The 16,054-nt window shown below is 73.1% G+C and carries 15 protein-coding genes; 12 read left to right on the forward strand and 3 right to left on the reverse strand.

The window, feature by feature from the left end; all coding sequences use genetic code 11:
* The first annotated feature begins 41 nt into the window (after positions 1 to 41).
* The 3 genes from ACIP9D_RS10070 to ACIP9D_RS10080 all read left to right on the forward strand — a co-directional run bounded on the left by ACIP9D_RS10070 (position 42) and on the right by ACIP9D_RS10080 (position 4,034).
* Positions 42 to 1,508: a sigma 54-interacting transcriptional regulator gene (locus ACIP9D_RS10070; protein WP_350868983.1), complete on the forward strand. Its 1,467-nt coding sequence runs from the start codon at positions 42 to 44 to the stop codon at positions 1,506 to 1,508.
* 2 nt (positions 1,509 to 1,510) lie between these two features.
* Complete coding sequence (locus ACIP9D_RS10075; protein ID WP_350868984.1) at positions 1,511 to 3,463, forward strand: VWA domain-containing protein; 1,953 nt, start codon at positions 1,511 to 1,513, stop codon at positions 3,461 to 3,463.
* 106 nt (positions 3,464 to 3,569) lie between these two features.
* On the forward strand, positions 3,570 to 4,034 hold the full coding sequence (locus tag ACIP9D_RS10080; RefSeq protein WP_350868986.1) for a hypothetical protein: 465 nt from the start codon (positions 3,570 to 3,572) through the stop codon (positions 4,032 to 4,034).
* Positions 4,035 to 4,049: 15 nt separating this feature from the next.
* Here the strand turns inward: ACIP9D_RS10080 and ACIP9D_RS10085 are convergent, their stop codons facing one another.
* Positions 4,050 to 5,069: a DJ-1/PfpI family protein gene (locus ACIP9D_RS10085; RefSeq protein ID WP_350868987.1), complete on the reverse strand. Its 1,020-nt coding sequence runs from the start codon at positions 5,067 to 5,069 to the stop codon at positions 4,050 to 4,052.
* A 52-nt stretch (positions 5,070 to 5,121) separates the two neighbouring features.
* Between ACIP9D_RS10085 and ACIP9D_RS10090 the strand changes: the two genes are divergently transcribed.
* A complete protein-coding gene (locus ACIP9D_RS10090; protein ID WP_350868989.1) occupies positions 5,122 to 6,432 on the forward strand; it encodes an MFS transporter in 1,311 nt (436 codons plus the stop codon).
* A gap of 4 nt (positions 6,433 to 6,436) precedes the next feature.
* On the opposite strand, the gene ACIP9D_RS10095 is transcribed toward ACIP9D_RS10090, so the two are convergent.
* Positions 6,437 to 7,153: an RICIN domain-containing protein gene (locus ACIP9D_RS10095; protein WP_350868991.1), complete on the reverse strand. Its 717-nt coding sequence runs from the start codon at positions 7,151 to 7,153 to the stop codon at positions 6,437 to 6,439.
* Between the two features lie 100 nt (positions 7,154 to 7,253).
* Positions 7,254 to 7,724, reverse strand: coding sequence for a YbaK/EbsC family protein (locus tag ACIP9D_RS10100; protein WP_350868993.1), 471 nt, complete (start codon positions 7,722 to 7,724; stop codon positions 7,254 to 7,256).
* A gap of 96 nt (positions 7,725 to 7,820) precedes the next feature.
* Here ACIP9D_RS10100 and ACIP9D_RS10105 point away from each other — a divergent pair, with 96 nt between their 5' ends.
* From ACIP9D_RS10105 to ACIP9D_RS10140, 8 genes are all read left to right on the forward strand, one after another.
* Positions 7,821 to 9,224, forward strand: coding sequence for an FAD-binding oxidoreductase (locus ACIP9D_RS10105; RefSeq protein WP_350868994.1), 1,404 nt, complete (start codon positions 7,821 to 7,823; stop codon positions 9,222 to 9,224).
* Entirely contained in the window at positions 9,221 to 10,564 is a 1,344-nt protein-coding gene (locus ACIP9D_RS10110) for a class I SAM-dependent methyltransferase (protein WP_350868996.1), read from the forward strand. The genes ACIP9D_RS10105 and ACIP9D_RS10110 overlap by 4 nt, the downstream gene beginning before the upstream one ends.
* A gap of 94 nt (positions 10,565 to 10,658) precedes the next feature.
* Positions 10,659 to 11,216 carry a helix-turn-helix domain-containing protein gene (locus tag ACIP9D_RS10115; protein WP_350868998.1) on the forward strand — a complete coding sequence of 186 codons (558 nt, stop codon included), beginning with the start codon at positions 10,659 to 10,661 and terminating at the stop codon, positions 11,214 to 11,216.
* Positions 11,209 to 12,084 (forward strand): SRPBCC family protein, encoded by an 876-nt coding sequence (locus tag ACIP9D_RS10120; protein ID WP_350868999.1) that lies wholly within the window; start codon positions 11,209 to 11,211, stop codon positions 12,082 to 12,084. The genes ACIP9D_RS10115 and ACIP9D_RS10120 overlap by 8 nt, the downstream gene beginning before the upstream one ends.
* Positions 12,085 to 12,523: 439 nt before the next feature.
* Positions 12,524 to 13,456 (forward strand): CHRD domain-containing protein, encoded by a 933-nt coding sequence (locus ACIP9D_RS10125; RefSeq protein ID WP_350869000.1) that lies wholly within the window; start codon positions 12,524 to 12,526, stop codon positions 13,454 to 13,456.
* 133 nt (positions 13,457 to 13,589) lie between these two features.
* Positions 13,590 to 13,823 carry a zinc-ribbon domain-containing protein gene (locus ACIP9D_RS10130; protein ID WP_350869002.1) on the forward strand — a complete coding sequence of 78 codons (234 nt, stop codon included), beginning with the start codon at positions 13,590 to 13,592 and terminating at the stop codon, positions 13,821 to 13,823.
* A 250-nt stretch (positions 13,824 to 14,073) separates the two neighbouring features.
* Positions 14,074 to 15,492, forward strand: coding sequence for an MFS transporter (locus tag ACIP9D_RS10135; RefSeq protein WP_400449638.1), 1,419 nt, complete (start codon positions 14,074 to 14,076; stop codon positions 15,490 to 15,492).
* Positions 15,493 to 15,674: 182 nt separating this feature from the next.
* Positions 15,675 to 15,998: a hypothetical protein gene (locus ACIP9D_RS10140; protein ID WP_350869005.1), complete on the forward strand. Its 324-nt coding sequence runs from the start codon at positions 15,675 to 15,677 to the stop codon at positions 15,996 to 15,998.
* The last annotated feature ends 56 nt before the right edge of the window (positions 15,999 to 16,054 follow it).

A 16,054-nucleotide genomic window follows, 5' to 3' on the forward strand; every position in this document is an offset into this window, starting at 1 on the left:
ACGCAGGGGCACCCCCGCCCGGACCGCGCTAGCGTGGTCGGGTGACTGCGCCCAACCCGGTAATCCCGGTTCCACCGGCCGACCTGCCCCGCACGCTCGGCGAGCTGCGGGCGGCCGGCCACCGCTACCGCACCGTCAAGCAGGAACTCCGCGACAACCTGTTGGCCCGGATGCGGGCCGGCGCCGACCGCTTCCCCGGCATCGTCGGCTACGACGACACCGTCCTGCCCGAGGTCGAGCGTGCGCTGCTCGCCGGGCACGACGTGGTGCTGCTCGGCGAGCGGGGCCAGGGCAAGACCCGGTTGATCCGCTCGCTGGCCGCGCTGCTGGACGAGTGGACCCCGGTCATCGCCGGCTCGGTGCTCAACGAGCACCCGTTGCACCCGCTCACCCCGGCCTCCCGGGCCCAGGTCGCCGAGGCCGGCGACGACCTGCCGGTCGGCTGGCTGCACCGGTCGATGCGGTACGGCGAGAAGCTGGCCACGCCGGACACCAGCGTCGGTGACCTGATCGGCGACGTCGACCCGATCCGGATCGCCCAGGGGCGGACCCTCGGCGACCCGGAGACGATTCACTTCGGGTTGGTGCCGCGCACCAACCGGGGCATCTTCGCCGTCAACGAGCTGCCCGACCTGGCCGAGCGGATCCAGGTCGCGCTGCTCAACGTGCTGGAGGAGCGGGACATCCAGGTCCGCGGCTACCAGCTGCGACTGCCGCTGGACCTGCTCCTGGTGGCCAGCGCCAACCCCGACGACTACACCAACCGGGGCCGGATCATCACCCCGCTCAAGGACCGGTTCGGCGCGGAGATCCGCACCCACTACCCGGTCGACCTGGACCTGGAGCTGGCCCTGATCCGGCAGGAGGCCGACCTGGTCGCCGAGGTGCCGGAGCACGTGCTGGAGGTGCTCGCCCGGTTCGCCCGGGCGGTGCGCGAGTCGCCGTCGGTGGACCCGCGCTCCGGGGTCTCCGCCCGGTTCGCGATCGCCGCGGCCGAGACGGTGGCCGGGGCCGCGCTGCGCCGCGCCGGCCTGCTCGCCGCCGGCTCCGCGTCCGGTGCCGGCGACGCGACGGTACGGCCCGAAGCGCCGGTGGCCCGGGTGGGCGACGCGGTGTCGGTGACCTCCACCCTTCGCGGCAAGGTCGAGTTCGAGAGCGGCGAGGAGGGGCGGGAGGTCGAGATCCTGGCGCACCTGCTGCGCACCGCCACCGCCGAGACGTTCCGGGCCCGGCTGGCCGGGCTGGACCTCTCCGGCTTCACCGAGCTGGTCGCCGAGGGCACCGTGGTCGAGACCGGTGAGCTGGTCAGCTCGGCGGAGCTGCTGCGCCAGGTGGGCACCGTGCCCGGGCTGGCGAAGGTGCTGGACCGGCTCGGGATGGGCGACGCGCCGATCCCCGAGGAGGCCGCGGCCGGGGTGGAGTTCGTGCTGGAGGGGCTGCACCTGACCCGCCGGCTCGGCAAGGACGTCACCGACTCCGGTCGTACCGTCTACGGCGGCCGGGGCTGAGCATGGCCGGCAACCGGTTCCGGTACGGGCAGTGGCGCGGCGGGCCGGACCCGCTGGCGCCCCCGTACGACGTACGCGCGGCGGTGGATTCGGTCGGCGCGGAGGTGCTGGCCGGCGGCAGCCTGCGCGAGGCGCTGCGTGACCTGCTGCGCCGGGGCCCGCAGGGGCGCGCCGGGCTGGACGAGCTGGCCGCCCGGGCCCGGCGGCTGCGTCGGGAGGCGCTGCGCCGGGGCGACCTGGACGGGGCGGTAACCCGGTCGCGGGCCCTGCTCGACCAGGCGCTGGCGGCCGAGCGCGACGAGCTGCGCGATCGAGACGACGACGCCGCGCGGTTCGCCGAGTCGGTGCTGAACAACCTGCCCCGCTCCACCGCGCGGGCGGTGCAGGAGCTGTCCGGCTACGAGTGGGCCAGCGAGGACGCCCGCCGGTCGTACCAGCAGATCCTCGACGGGCTCCGCGACGACGTGCTGGGCCAGCGCTTCGCCGGGCTGCGCGACGCGGTGCGGGCCTCCGCCGATCCGGCGGCGCAGCAGCGGCTGGGCGAGATGATGGGCGACCTGAACGACCTGCTGGCCCGGCACGCCCGCGCGGAGGACACCACCGACGCGTTCGCCGAGTTCATGCGCCGGCACGGGGAGTTCTTCCCGGAGCAGCCGAAGGACGTCGACGAGCTGGTCGACGTGCTGGCCCGCCGGGCCGCGGCCGGCGAGCGGCTGATGCGCTCGCTGTCGGACCGGCAGCGCGAGGAGCTGGCCGGGCTGATGCAGCAGTCGCTGGGTGACCGGCTGGCCGGCGAGTTGTCCGCGCTCGACGGGCATCTGCGGGCGCTCCGGCCCGACCTGCGCTGGGGGCGGGGCGAGCGGGTGCGGGGCGAGCAGCCGCTCGGCTACGGCGAGGCGGCCGGCGCGCTCGACGAGATCGCCGACTTGGACGACCTGCTGGACCAGCTGGACCAGGAGCACCCGGGGGCGACCCTGGACGACGTCGACGTGGAGGCGGTGGCCCGCACGCTGGGCCGGGACGCCGCGGACGACGTACGCCGGTTGCGGGAGCTGGAGCGGGAGCTGCGTCGGCAGGGCTGGGTGAGCCGGGACGCCGAGGGCCTGACGTTGAGCCCGAAGGCGCTGCGCCGCCTCGGCGGGACCGCGCTGCGACGGGTCTTCGCCGATCTCACCGCCGGACCGCGCGGCCAGCACGACCTGCGCTCGGCGGGTGCCGCCGGCGAGGTGAGCGGCGGCTCCCGGCCCTGGGAGTACGGCGACGAGCAGCCGCTGGACGTGGTCCGGACGCTGACCCGGGCGGTGCGCCGGGCCGGGCCGCAGGTGCCGATGCAGCTCGCGGTCGACGACTTCGAGGTGGTGGAGACCGAGCGGCGGGCCTCGGCGGCGGTGGTGCTCTGCGTCGACCTGTCGTACTCGATGATCTCGCAGGGGCGGTGGGGGCCGATGAAGCAGACGGCGTTGGCCCTGTCGCACCTGATGGCGACCCGGTTCCCGCAGGACGCGTTGCAGATCGTCGGGTTCGGCCGGCAGGCGATGCCGTTGACCCAGCAGGAGCTGGCCGCCGTCGACCCGGACTTCGAGCAGGGCACGAACCTCCAGCACGCGCTGCGGCTGGCCGGTCGGCACCTGCGCCGGCACCCGGACGCCGAGCCGGTGGTGCTGGTGGTCACCGACGGGGAGCCGACCGCCCACCTGGACCCGGACGACGGTGAACCGCTGTTCCACTGGCCGCCGCTGCCGGAGACGATCGAGGCGACCATCCGCGAGGTGGACCGGCTGGCCCGCTACGGGGCGACGCTGAACCTCTTCATGCTCGGCGACGACGCCGGCCTGCGCCGCTTCGTCGACGCCGTGGCCCGCCGCTCCAAGGGCCGGATGTTCACCCCCGACCCCGACGACCTCGGCGAGTACGTGGTCTCCGACTACCTCCGCGCGAGGCACGGCCGCCGCTGACCCCCGTCGATCATGCAGTTGTGGTGGGGGACGAAAGCCGCCCGTCCGGGTGAACCGGGCACCACACCTGCATGATCGACGGGGCGGGGCGGGGTTGACTGGGGTGATGGAGAGCGGAGGGCTGCGGCGGGCGTATGACGCGTTGCTCCTGGAGATCGACGCGGGGGGCTTCGGGCCGCCGCCGGAGGGACAGTTGAGCGCCGAGCAGATCGTGGCGCACCTTGCCGCGAACGACGAGCTGATGACCGAGGCGACCGAGGCGGTGCTGGCCGGGTCGCCGTTCGCGTACTACGACCTGGAGACCATCCACCGCCCACAGGTGGACGCGCTGGTCGCCGAGTGCGGCGGACTGGACGGGCTGGCCACGCTCGTCCGGGCGACCAGCCAGAAGCTCTGCACGCTCACCGATCGGCTCGGTCTGGCCGCGGAGACGCCGGTGGAGACCCACCTGCGCGAGGGCTTCGACCTGAACGTCGACCAGCCGCTGCCCTGGGGCCGCACCCTGGACCTGCACGCCCACGTACACCTGCCCAAGCACCTGGCCCAGCTCCGGATGCTGCGCGCCGGCTGACCGACGGGACGGGCCTCAGATGGGCGCCGGTTCGGCCGGCGCCGGTTGCCGGCGGAAGGCCCGGCGGTAGGCCGAGGGGGCCACTCCGATCCGCAGGTGCAGCTGCTGGCGCAGTGCCGCCGCGGTGCCGAAGCCGCAGCGGCGGGCCACCTGGTCGATGCTCAGGTCGGTGGTCTCCAGCAGGAGCCGGGCGTGGTCGGTGCGCTGCTGGAGCAGCCACTGCGCCGGGCTGAGGCCGGTCTCCGAGCGGAACCGTCTGGTGAAGGTGCGCACGCTCATCCGGGACTGCTCGGCCAGGTCGCGCAGGCTGACCGGCTCGTGCAGCCGCTGCCGGGCCCACTCCCGGGCAGTGGCGGTGCTGCTGTCGGCGACCTTCGGCACCGGGTGCTCGATGTACTGGGCCTGGCCGCCCTCCCGCCACGGGGGCACCACGCAGCGCCGGGCCGCCCGGTTGGCCACCTCGGTGCCGTGGTCGGTGCGGATCACGTGCAGGCAGAGGTCGATCCCGGCGGCCACCCCGGCCGAGGTGAGCACCCGGTCGTCGTCGATGAAGAGCACGTCCGGGTCGAGGTCGACGTCGGGGTGCAGCCGGCGGAACCGGTCGGCGTACGCCCAGTGGGTGGTGGCCCGCCGCCCGTCGAGCAGGCCGGCGGCGGCGAGCACGAAGGCGCTGGTGCAGATCGACATGATCCGGGCGCCCCGCTCGTACGCGGCACGCAGGGCGGCGGTGACCTCCTCGTCCAGCGTCCCATCGGTGAGCGGCGCCCCGGAGTGGATGCCGGGGACGATCACGGTGTCCGCCGTCTCGATCAACTCCAGCCCGTGCTCGGGGGTCACCTGGTAGCCGGCGGTGCTGCGGACCGGCCGACCGCCCGGGGTGCAGACGTCGACCTGGTACATCGACGCGCCGTCGGCGGAGCGGGCGGTGCTGAAGACCTGCGAGGGAGTGCCGAGGTCGAGGCCGACGACGTCGTCGAGGGCGAGCACGGCGATCCGGTGCGGCGGCGAAGTGGTCATGGCCCGATTATTGCGCATGATGGCTCCCCGGCCACTCGTCGTGGTGCCCGGCGGTGCCGAGACTCGTACCGTGACCCGAGAACGTCGTCTGCACCCCGCCTGGCTCGTCGCCGCCGTCGCCTTCGTCGCGCTGGTCGGCGCGGCCGGGTTCCGCGCCACCCCGTCCGTGCTGCTGCACCCACTGCACGCCGAGTTCCGCTGGCCGCTGGCCACCATCTCCGCCGCCGTCTCGGTCAACCTGCTGCTCTACGGGCTGACCGCGCCGTTCGCCGCGGCGCTGATGGACCGGTTCGGCATCCGGCGGGTGGTCGCCGTCGCGCTGCTGCTGGTGGCGGCGGGCAGCGGGCTGACCGTGTTCATGACCGCCAGCTGGCAGCTCATCCTCTGCTGGGGTGTGCTCGTCGGGCTGGGCACCGGCTCGATGGCGCTGGCCTTCGTGGCGACCGTCACCGGGCGCTGGTTCGTCCGGCGCCGGGGGCTGGTCACCGGCGTGCTCACCGCCGGCGGCGCGGCCGGGCAGCTGGTCTTCCTGCCGCTGCTCGCCGTGCTGGTGCGCGACCACGGCTGGCGGGCGGCGGCGCTCGTCGTGGCCGTGGCCGCGCTGGCGGTCGTACCGCTGGTGGTCTGGCTGCTGCGCGAGCATCCGGCGGATCTGGGCCTGCCCGCCTACGGCGCGACCGAGGTCACCCCGGCCCCGGCGCCGGCCGGCGGGGCGGCCGCCCGTGCGGTCGGCGCGCTGGCCCAGGCGGCGCGGACCCGGCCGTTCTGGCTGCTCGCCGGCGGCTTCGCGATCTGCGGCGCGACCACCAACGGGCTGGTCGGCACGCACTTCGTGCCCGCCGCCCACGACCACGGGATGGCGGAGACCACCGCGGCCGGTCTGCTGGCCCTGGTCGGGCTCTTCGACATCGTCGGCACCATCGCGTCCGGCTGGCTGACCGACCGGGTGGACAGCCGACTGCTGCTCGGGGCCTACTACGGGCTGCGCGGCGCGTCGCTGCTGGTGCTGCCGAGCCTCTTCGCCAACAGCGCCGAGCCGAGCATGCTCGTCTTCATCATCTTCTACGGGCTGGACTGGGTGGCCACCGTGCCGCCGACCGTGGCGCTCTGCCGTGAGTACTTCGGCAGCTCCGGGGCCGTGGTGTTCGGCTGGGTGTTCGCCTCCCACCAGCTCGGCGCGGCGATCGCCGCCACCGGCGCCGGACTGGTCCGGGACCGGCTCGGCGACTACGCGCTGGCCTGGTACGTCGCCGGGGCGCTGTCGATCGGCGCGGCCGGGCTGTCCCTGCTGCTGCGCCGCCGCCGGGCCGGTGCCGAACCCGCGCCCGTGCTGGTCACCGCCGCGCCGGTGGGCCGGCGGGTGTGGAGCTACCGGGGCTGAGCCGTCAGCTGAGCGTCCACTGCTGCCGGGCGGCGCCGTCGCAGGGCTCCTGCCTGACGGCGTCGCCGGCCTCGTCGCCGTCGTCCTCGACCTGGCCGCACTTGCCGCTGTGCACGGCGACCAGCAGCACCGGCCCGGCCCCGGTCGGGGTCAGCCGCCACTGCTGGTTGACCTCACCGTGGCAGGGGAACTGCTGCAACTTCGACCCGTCGTCGGCGCTGCCGCCCTCGACGTCGAGGCACTGGCCGTACGCCGCGTTGGTCAGCGTCACCGCGTCCGCCGTGATCGGGTTGACGACCCACTGCTGCTCCGGCCCGCCCGAGCAGGCGGCGAGCTTCGCCTCGGCCTTCTCGCCGTCGCCGTCGAGGCCGAGGCAGAGCCCGGAGGTGACCGTCCGGAGCACCCTCGGCCCGGTGGGCGGCCCGGCCGGTGTGGTGGCCGCCGGGGTCGGGGAGGGTGCGGCCGGGGTGCTCGGCGCCGGCTCGCTCACGGCCGGAGAGGCAGCCGGGTCGGTGACGGGTGAACTGACCGCCGCGGGTGTCGCCGGCCCGTCGCCGCCACCGAACACGCCGGTGGCGAAGACCACCCCGAGGAGTACGCCGACCAGCCCGACGGCGAGGGCCACCCGCAGCAGCGGGTCCCGGGGCAGGAGGGAACGCGCCGGCTGGCGACCGCCGTAGACGGTGCCGGACGCCTCGGAGCGGTCACCCGGGAGAGACATGGGGTCATCCTGGCCCACGCCGGTGCCGCCGGGCCAGTCGCCCTGCTCCGGCGGCCTCCCGAGGCCACGCTGGTCGCCGTGCGGGCCGCGTCGACCGCGATCAGCGGGTCGGTTCCGGGTCGGTGACGTCGGCGACGGTGGCGTGCAGGGCCGCCAACGCGGCGTCGGCGTCGACCGCCACGGAGAGGCCGTGCTCGCCCGCGCCGAGCGTGATGGTCCGTCCGCGCAGCCGCTCGTCGGCGACCACGGGCCAGGCGGTGGTGGCGCCGAACGGGGTGATGGTGCCGCGTTCGTAGCCGGTGACGTCCTTGGCGGTGGCCGCGTCGGGCATCGAGAGGCGGCTCACGCCGAGCAGCGCGCGCAGCTTCGGCCAGGAGATGACCCGGCCGCCAGGGGTGAGCACGAAGAGGTGGTCGTCCGGACCGCGTCGCACGACGATGCTCTTCACCACGTCGGGCACCGCCACGCCACGCACCGCCGCGGCCTCGCTGAGGCTGGTCACCGGCCCGTGCCGGATCACCCGGTAGGGCAGCCCGGTGGCGTCGAGCGCGGCGAGCGCTGGGGTCGGCATGAGGTGCACGGTAACCCGGCGGGAGCTGGCCGGAAGTGTGAAAAGGTCAACGTGGACAACCGATGCCGCAGGCAACAAGGCGCGTACAGTGATCACATGTGCGCCGTCCGTGTGGATCATCAACCGGTCGATCACGACAGTGCGGTGGACCTGCTGCGAAGGTCGTACGCGGCGGTGCCGCCCGGGGAGACCGTCCGCCTCGCCAAACGCACCTCCAACCTGTTCCGCCCCCGTGCCGCGGTGCACACCCCCGGTCTCGACGTCAGCGGTCTGACCGGCGTCCTCGGCGTCGACCCGGCCGCCCGGACCGCCGACGTGCAGGGCATGTGCACCTACGAAAACCTGGTCGACGCGACCCTGCCCCACGGGCTGATGCCGCTGGTGGTGCCGCAGCTGCGCACCATCACGCTGGGCGGCGCGGTCACCGGGCTGGGCATCGAGTCCACCTCGTTCCGCAACGGCCTGCCGCACGAGTCGGTCACCGAGCTGGACGTGCTCACCGGGTCGGGCGAGATCGTCACCGCCCGCCCCGACGGCGAGCACGCCGAGCTCTACGCGGCCTTCCCCAACTCGCTGGGCAGCCTCGGCTACGCCACCCGGCTGCGCATCGAACTCCAGCCGGTCCGCCGTTACGTGGCGCTGCGCAACATCCGGTTCAGCCGGCTGGAGGAGCTGACCGACGCGATCGCCGAGGTGACCGCCACCCGGGCCTGGGCCGGAGTGCCGGTGGACGTGCTGGACGGCGTGATGTTCAGCCCCGGCGAGGCGTACCTGGTGCTGGGCACCTTCACCGATCAGGCGGAGGGGGCGCCCAGCGACTACACCGGCCAGGACATCTACTACCGGTCGCTGCGCCGGCGCACCCGCGACGCGCTGACCACGTACGACTATCTCTGGCGCTGGGACACCGACTGGTTCTGGTGCTCCTCGGCGTTCGGGGTGCAGCACCCGGTGGTGCGCCGGCTCTGGCCCGCGCGGCTGCGACGCAGCGACGTCTACCACCGGCTGGTCCGGATGGAACACCAGTACGGTGTCGCGGCCCGGATCGACCGACTGCGCGGCCAGCCCACCCGCGAGCGGGTGGTGCAGGACGTGGAGATCCCACTGGAGCGGACGGCCGACTTCCTGCGTTGGTTCGCAGGCAACGTCGGGATGACCCCGGTCTGGCTCTGTCCACTGCGACTGCGCGAGCCGGCGGGTCCCGGCTCTGCCCGGCCCTGGCCGCTATATCCGCTGCGGCCCGGGCAGGACTACGTCAACATCGGTTTCTGGGGGAGTGTGCCGATGGCCGAGGGCGCCGCCGACGGCGACGTCAACCGGTCCATCGAGCGCGCGGTGTCGGAGCTGGGCGGGCACAAGTCGCTCTACTCCGACGCGTACTACGACCGGGAATCCTTCGACCGGCTCTACGGCGGGCCGACGTGGCGCGCCGTCCGGGACCGCTACGACCCGGAGCACCGGTTCACCGGACTGTACGAAAAGGCGGTAGCACGAGCATGAGCCTGACCGACCGAGACCAGGGGGCGGCGAGCGCCCCCGGAACACCGCCGCCGGGGGGCCGGCGGCCCGGTCCGACCGTGGCGGACGTGGTCCGCACGGTGACGATCGGTGACCTGCCGATGCGGGTCACCGGCTACGACGGCAGCGCCGTCGGCCCGGCCGACGCCGGGCTGACCCTGTCCATCCGTACCGAGCGGGGGCTGTCCTACCTGCTCACCGCCCCGGGTGACCTGGGCATGGCCCGCGCCTACGTCAGCGGGGACCTGGCCCTGGAGGGGGTGCATCCGGGCGACCCGTACGAGGCGCTGCGGGTGCTCAAGGACGACATGAAGTTGCGCCTGCCGCCGCTGGCCGACGCGCTGAACCTGGTACGCGGGCTGGGCTGGGAGCGGCTGCGGCCGCCGCCGGCCCCGCCGCAGGAGGCGCAGCCGCGCTGGAAGCGGGTGATGAACGGGATGCGGCACTCCCGGACCCGGGACAGCTCCGCCATCTCGCACCACTACGACGTCTCGAACGCCTTCTACGAGAAGGTGCTCGGCCCGTCCATGACGTACACCTGTGCGGTCTTCCGCTCTCCCGACGACACGCTGGAGCAGGCCCAGGCGTCGAAGTACGACCTGGTCGCCGGCAAGCTGGCGCTCAAGCCCGGGATGCGGCTGCTCGACGTGGGCTGCGGCTGGGGCGGCATGGTCCGGCACGCGGCCCGGGAGTACGGCGTGAAGGCGCTCGGGGTGACGCTGTCGAAGGCGCAGGCCGAGTGGGCGCAGGCGGCGATCGAGCGGGAGGGGCTGACCGAGCTGGCCGAGGTGCGCCACCTGGACTACCGGGACGCCCCGCGAGAGCAGTTCGACGTGATCTCCTCGATCGGCTTGACCGAGCACATCGGGGTGCGCAACTACCCGGCCTACTTCGGTGCGTTGCGCGACCGGCTGCGCCCGGGCGGTCGGCTGCTCAACCACTGCATCACCCGCGCGGACAACCGGGCGCCGCACCGCTCCGGCGCGTTCATCGACCGGTACGTCTTCCCGGACGGCGAACTGGCCGGCCCGGGTCGGTTGATCAGCGAGCTGCACGACGTGGGGCTGGAGGTGCACCACGAGGAGAACCTGCGCCAGCACTACGCGCTGACGCTGGCGGGTTGGGGCCGCAACCTGGTGGAGAACTGGGACTTCTGCGTCAACGAGGTGGGCGCGGGCACCGCCAAGGTGTGGGGTCTCTACATGGCCGGGTCGCGGTTGGCGTTCGAGCGCAACGGCATCCAGCTGCACCAGGTGCTGGCCACCCGCAACGGCCCGGACGGCCAGAACGACTATCCGCTGCGCCCGGACTGGCTGCCCTGATCCCGAGCTGAGCCGACGAAAGCCGCGCCGATCCGGCGCGGCTTTCGTCGAACCCATTGACAAAGAAGTTTTGTACGTACAAACTGATTTTGCCATGAGAGACGTCCTGTACCTGGAGCAGATTGAGCAGGCCGAAGCCCTGCTCAAGCCGCAGCGCGTGGAGGTGCTGCGGCAACTGGCCGAGCCGCGCACCTGCACCGAGGTGGCGGCTCGGCTGGAGCAGACACCGCAACGCGTCTACTACCACGTCAAGCAACTGGTCGCGGCCGGTCTCGTCGACCTCGTCGCCGAGCGCAAGGTCCGCGGCATCACCGAGGGCATCTACCAGGCCGCGGCCCGGTCCTACTGGCTCTCGCCCCGCCTGGTCGGGCGGATCGGGCTGCGCCGTGCCCGCGACGAGCTGAGCCTGGGCTACCTGCTCGACCTGATGGAGGAGGTCCAGGCCGACATCGCCACGCTCGACCGGGCCGCGCCCGAGCTGCCCTCGGTCGGGGTGTCCGGTGAGATCCGGGTGCCGGCGGAGCAACGCCAGCAGTTCCTGCACGACCTGCAGACCGCTCTGCAGGACCTGTTCACCCGCTACGGCGGCGCCGAGGGAGACGCCTTCAAGCTCGCCGTGGCCTGCTACCCGAAGGGGAAAGACCGTGAGTGAATCGTTGAAGATGCACGCCCGCCTCGCCGCTCCGATCGAGGCCGTCCGCCGGGCCATCACCGACGCCGCCGAGCTGCGCGTGTGGCTGGCCGAGCACGCCGAGGTCGAGCTGCCGAGGCGGTACGAGTTCTGGGGGCGCTACACGCCGGAGGGGGAGGCGCCCCACCAGCGGCTGCTGCACGTCGACAACGACACGCTGCGCTTCGCCTGGCTGCTGGACGGGGTGGAGACCACCACCGAGCTCAGCCTGCGGGCCGACGGCGACTCGACCGTGGTCACGCTGGACCAGAGCCACTTCAACTTCGAAGAGGCGATCAGCGGCAGCACCATCCGGGGCGTGCTGCAGACCTTCTGGAGCCTCGCGATCGCCAACCTCGCCGCGCACGTCGAGGGGCAGCCGCTGATGCCGAAGACCGACTTCACCTCCGCCGAGCTGCGCGGCGAGATGGTCATCAACGCGCCGGTGGCCAAGGTCTACCAGTCGCTGACCGACTCCGAGCAGGCCAGCGCCTGGTTCGGCTACCCGATCGGGATCGAGCCCTGGGTCGGCGGCCGCTACGCCATGGGCGGCTTCGAAGCCGGCTACGCGGCCAAGGTCGTCGACCTCGACCCGGGCCGGAAGATGTCCGTCGACTGGGGGCCGACCGGCGTGACCACCTGGGAGCTGGCCGAGTCGGACGGGAAGACCAAGCTCACCTTCGTACAGAGCGGCTTCGACGAGTCGAACCCGCCGTACGGGGCCTGGGCCGGGTCGGTGGCCGGCCTCGCGGAGCTGCGCCGCTACCACGAGATGCAGGACTGGCAGTCGATCTGGCTCTCGGTCGAGATGCCGGGCGCGCAGCCCGAGACGGCCACCGCTGCCGGCTGACCGGGACCGAACCGACCGCGGGTCTCGGGACCTCGCGGCACCGCCACCGGACACGAAGCGCCTGATCGCTGACGAGCGGTCAGGCGCTTCGTCGTAGCCCTCTGCCGAACCACCCGACGGGCACAGAGTCGATCATTCCGATCAAGGACTCCCGAACTTGCCTGACGGTCGGATCAGGGAAGACAGCTCAGGTACCGGGTGAACATGGGACAATTTCACCATAGGGTGCCAATCGATACGAGTGCCGGACGACCAAGTTCCCCGGCGCGCGGCGCCCTCGCGTGCCTGCGCCCCGACGGGTGGTCAAGTGCCTCCGCCGAAACCCGGGCTCAGGCCCTTCTAGGAGGGAGCAACAGTGATGATCCGACGTACTCGACTTTGGGCTGTGGCTGTGGCGGCCGGCGCGGCGGTAGCGGCCACCGCCGTGGGAAGCGCGGCCATGGGCGACGGGCGGGACGATTCGGGCGACAAGCGCGAATCGCACGGCTCGTGGGACTCGGGCGACTCGCGCGACTCCGGTGATTCGCGGGACTGGCGCGACTCGCGGGATGGGAAGGAGCGGGAGAGGCAGCTGGCCGTCCGGGCGAAGCTCAGCGGCTACCAGGAGGACCCGCTCACGATCTCCACGCCGGGGAACGGCCGGTTCGAGGCGAAGATCGACGAGCGGCACAAGGAGATCACGTACCGGCTGAGCTACGACGACCTGAAGGACGTCCAGCAGGCGCACATCCACTTCGGTGGGCGGCACCAGAGCGGCGGGATCGCGGTCTTCCTGTGCTCGAACATCAAGGACGGGAAGGGCGGCCCGTCGAAGGACGTCCAGTCCTGCCCCGAGGCTCCGGCCACGATCAAGGGGACCATCAAGCCCGATGACGTCGTCGGCCCCGCCGACCAGGGCATCGAGCCCGGCGAGTTCGACGAGCTCGTCGACGCGATCGAGGCCGGCGTCACGTACGTCAACGTGCACACCAAGAAGTACCCGAACGGCGAGATCCGGGGCCAGATCAAGACCGACGAGGACCGGAAGAAGCACGAGGACCGCGAGAAGAAGGACGAAGGCCGGGAGAACGACGAGGGCCGGGAGAACAAGGACGAGGACCGGAACTGGGACGCCAGCGACTACCGGGCCTGGGACGAGAGCGACGAGGGCCGGGGCTCGGACAAGGGCGACGACTCGGGCTCGGACAAGGGCGACGAGTGGGGCTCGGACAAGGGCGACGACTCGGGCTCGGACAAGGGCGACGAGTGGGGCTCTGACAAGGGCGACGAGTGGGGCTCCGACGAGGGTGAGGACCGGGAGTCGGACAAGGGCCACGACAAGGGCGAGGACAAGGCCGACGACAAGAGCGACGAGCACCGCGACGAGAAGTGATCCAGCGGCAGTCGAAGGACTGAACGCCCGACCCGCATGACGGGTCGGGCGTTCTGCCGTGCCGGGCCCGTGCCGCCGCACCGCGCGAAGGATCTGTGGTGATGAACGGTGTCCCGCTGGGTACTGCCCGGCAATGTTCTTCATCTTCGGGCTCCGCACCAAGGTCGACCGGTCCGGCGTGGTCAGCGAGGTCTGCCGCAACTGCGGCAACCAGGCCGCGCAGGTGATCACCCGCCGGTCCACCAAGTTCACCCTCTTCTTCATCCCGCTGATCCCGGTCCGCACCCGCTACGCCCAGCAGTGCACGTACTGCGGCGCCCAGTACGAGATCAGCAAGGCCGAGGCGCAGCGCCTCCCGGTCGGCTGAACCGGCGATGACCCGCTTCCTGTGCTGGCTGATCGGTCGGGGACCGGCCGATCCCATCCCGGTGCACACCGCCGTCCGTCCGCCGTGCACCCCGGGGCGCCGCCCCCGACGTCGGCGGCAGCGCCGACCCCTCGCCGGCACCGGGCTGCCCCGCTCGCCCTGGAACCGCTCGGCCGGCCGGTGACGCCGCCGGTCATGTGATCTTCGACCCGGGTCGGACCCGGCCTCGACCGGCGGCACCTACGCTGGGATGGCCGTCCGAACGGGGAGAATCGTGCGCAACCACCCGGCCGTCGTGCTGGTCGCCGTCCTGCTGTCCACGTTGTTGCTGCCGCTGTCGCTGACCGGCGCCTCGGTCGCGCTGCCGGACATCGGCCGGGACCTCGACGCCGGCCTGGCCGGGGTCCAGTGGGTGGTCAACGGCTACAACGCCACCTTCGCCAGCTTCATGCTCGCCGCCGGTGCCCTCGCCGACCTGCTCGGCCGGCGCCGGGTCTTCGCCACCGGCGTGGCGATCTTCGCCGGCTCCGGGCTGCTCGGCGCGGTGGCCGGCGACATCCTGCTGCTCGACGCCCTCCGCGCCCTGGCCGGTGTCGGCGCGGCCGCCGCGGCGACCAGCGCCTCGGCGCTGCTCGCCGGCATGTTCCACGGCCCGGCCCGGGCCCGCGCGTTCAGTCTCTTCGGTACGACGATCGGGGTCGGCCTGGCCTTCGGCCCGTCCATCGCCGGACTGCTCATCGACACCCTCGGCTGGCGGGCGGTCTTCGCCGCGCCGGCCGTCGCCGCGCTGGTGGTGCTCGCCCTGGTGCCGCTGCTGCCCGAATCCCGCGCCCCGCACAGTGGCCGGATCGACTGGCCGGGCACGGTCTCGTTCACCGCCGCGCTGCTGTTGCTGATCTTCGGCTTCGTGCAGGGCCCCGAGTTCGGCTGGCACGACCCGCGGATCATCGTCGCGTTCGCCGCCGCGCTCGCGCTGCTCGTGGTCTTCGCCCGGGTGGAGCGCCGCCGCGCCGATCCGATGTTCGACCTCGCCCTGCTGGCCAGCCCCCGCTTCCTCGGCATCTGCCTGGCGGCGGCCACCATCGTGGCGGTGCTGGTGCCGTTGCTGGTCTACCTGCCGTCGTACCTGACCACGGTGGTCGGGCTGACGCCCGGCACGGCCGGCGCGACGCTGATCCTGCTGACCGCGCCCACCCTGGCGCTGCCCATGCTGACCGGGGTGCTGACCCGGCTGGTGCCGGCCGCGCTGGTGATCGTCGTGTCGGTGGCCGTGGTGGCGGTCGGCGCGGCCTGGGCCACCGTGCTCGGCCCGCACGTGCACGTCGCCGCGTTGGCCGGTCCGCTTCTCACCATCGGCGTCGGGGTCGGGCTCTCCATCGGGCTGCTGGACCAGTTGGCCATCTCCAGCGTGGCGGCGAGCCGGGCGGCGACCGGCGCCGGAATGATCAACACCGCCCGGTTGGCCAGCGAGACGGTCGCCATCGCGGTGGTCGGGGCGGTCCTGGCCAGCACCACGGCCGGCCGGCTCGCCGATCCCGGTTTCACCAGCGGCCTGCGGACCGTGCTCTGGAGCATGGCGGGCGTGGCCCTGGCTGCCGCCGTGCTCGTCGCCGTCCTGGTCCGCCGCGCCGCGCCCACCCCGGTGCCGGCCACCGTCGGGCGCCACTGACCGGGCCTCGGCTCGGCGTCGACAACCGCCGCACGGCGATGGCATGATCGCCACCATGATCGACAGTCGAAAGGGCGATGCCGCGTAGGCGTCCGAAGGCCCTTCGGGCCGAACGTTGGCAGCCGCGCCGAGACCGCCCTGCCCGCCGGATCCGAGGCGTCGCCGCCCGCACCCGCGTCGCCGTGCGCCGGCTCGAAGAAAGCCGCGGCCACCTGTACCTGAACGCGACCGCGAACGCCCTCGCCGGGTACGCGTCGGTGCTGCGCCAGTCAGGCCGTTACCTCAACGGTCCGCAGGGCCTGGACCCCGGCATCGAACCCGAGGATCACCGGGACACTCTCGCGGAGGTGTTGCGGCTGCTTCCCGCTGCGCCGCGCGCCGACCTCGGCCGCGTCGTCGACCGCCTCGACCGGGAGTACGAACGCCGTACCCTGCCCGCCGCCTGGCCGCCGACGGAGTGGGAACGCGGCCGGGGCTGGTGGTGGCGCAGAATGCGGGAGTTGTGAGGGCCATCCCGCGTGGGCCGCGCCGGACGGGTGCGGGGCCGGCATATCCTGGCGGA

It is taken from the genome of Micromonospora sp. NPDC093243 (assembly GCF_044753725.1).
Lineage (GTDB): Bacteria > Actinomycetota > Actinomycetes > Mycobacteriales > Micromonosporaceae > Micromonospora.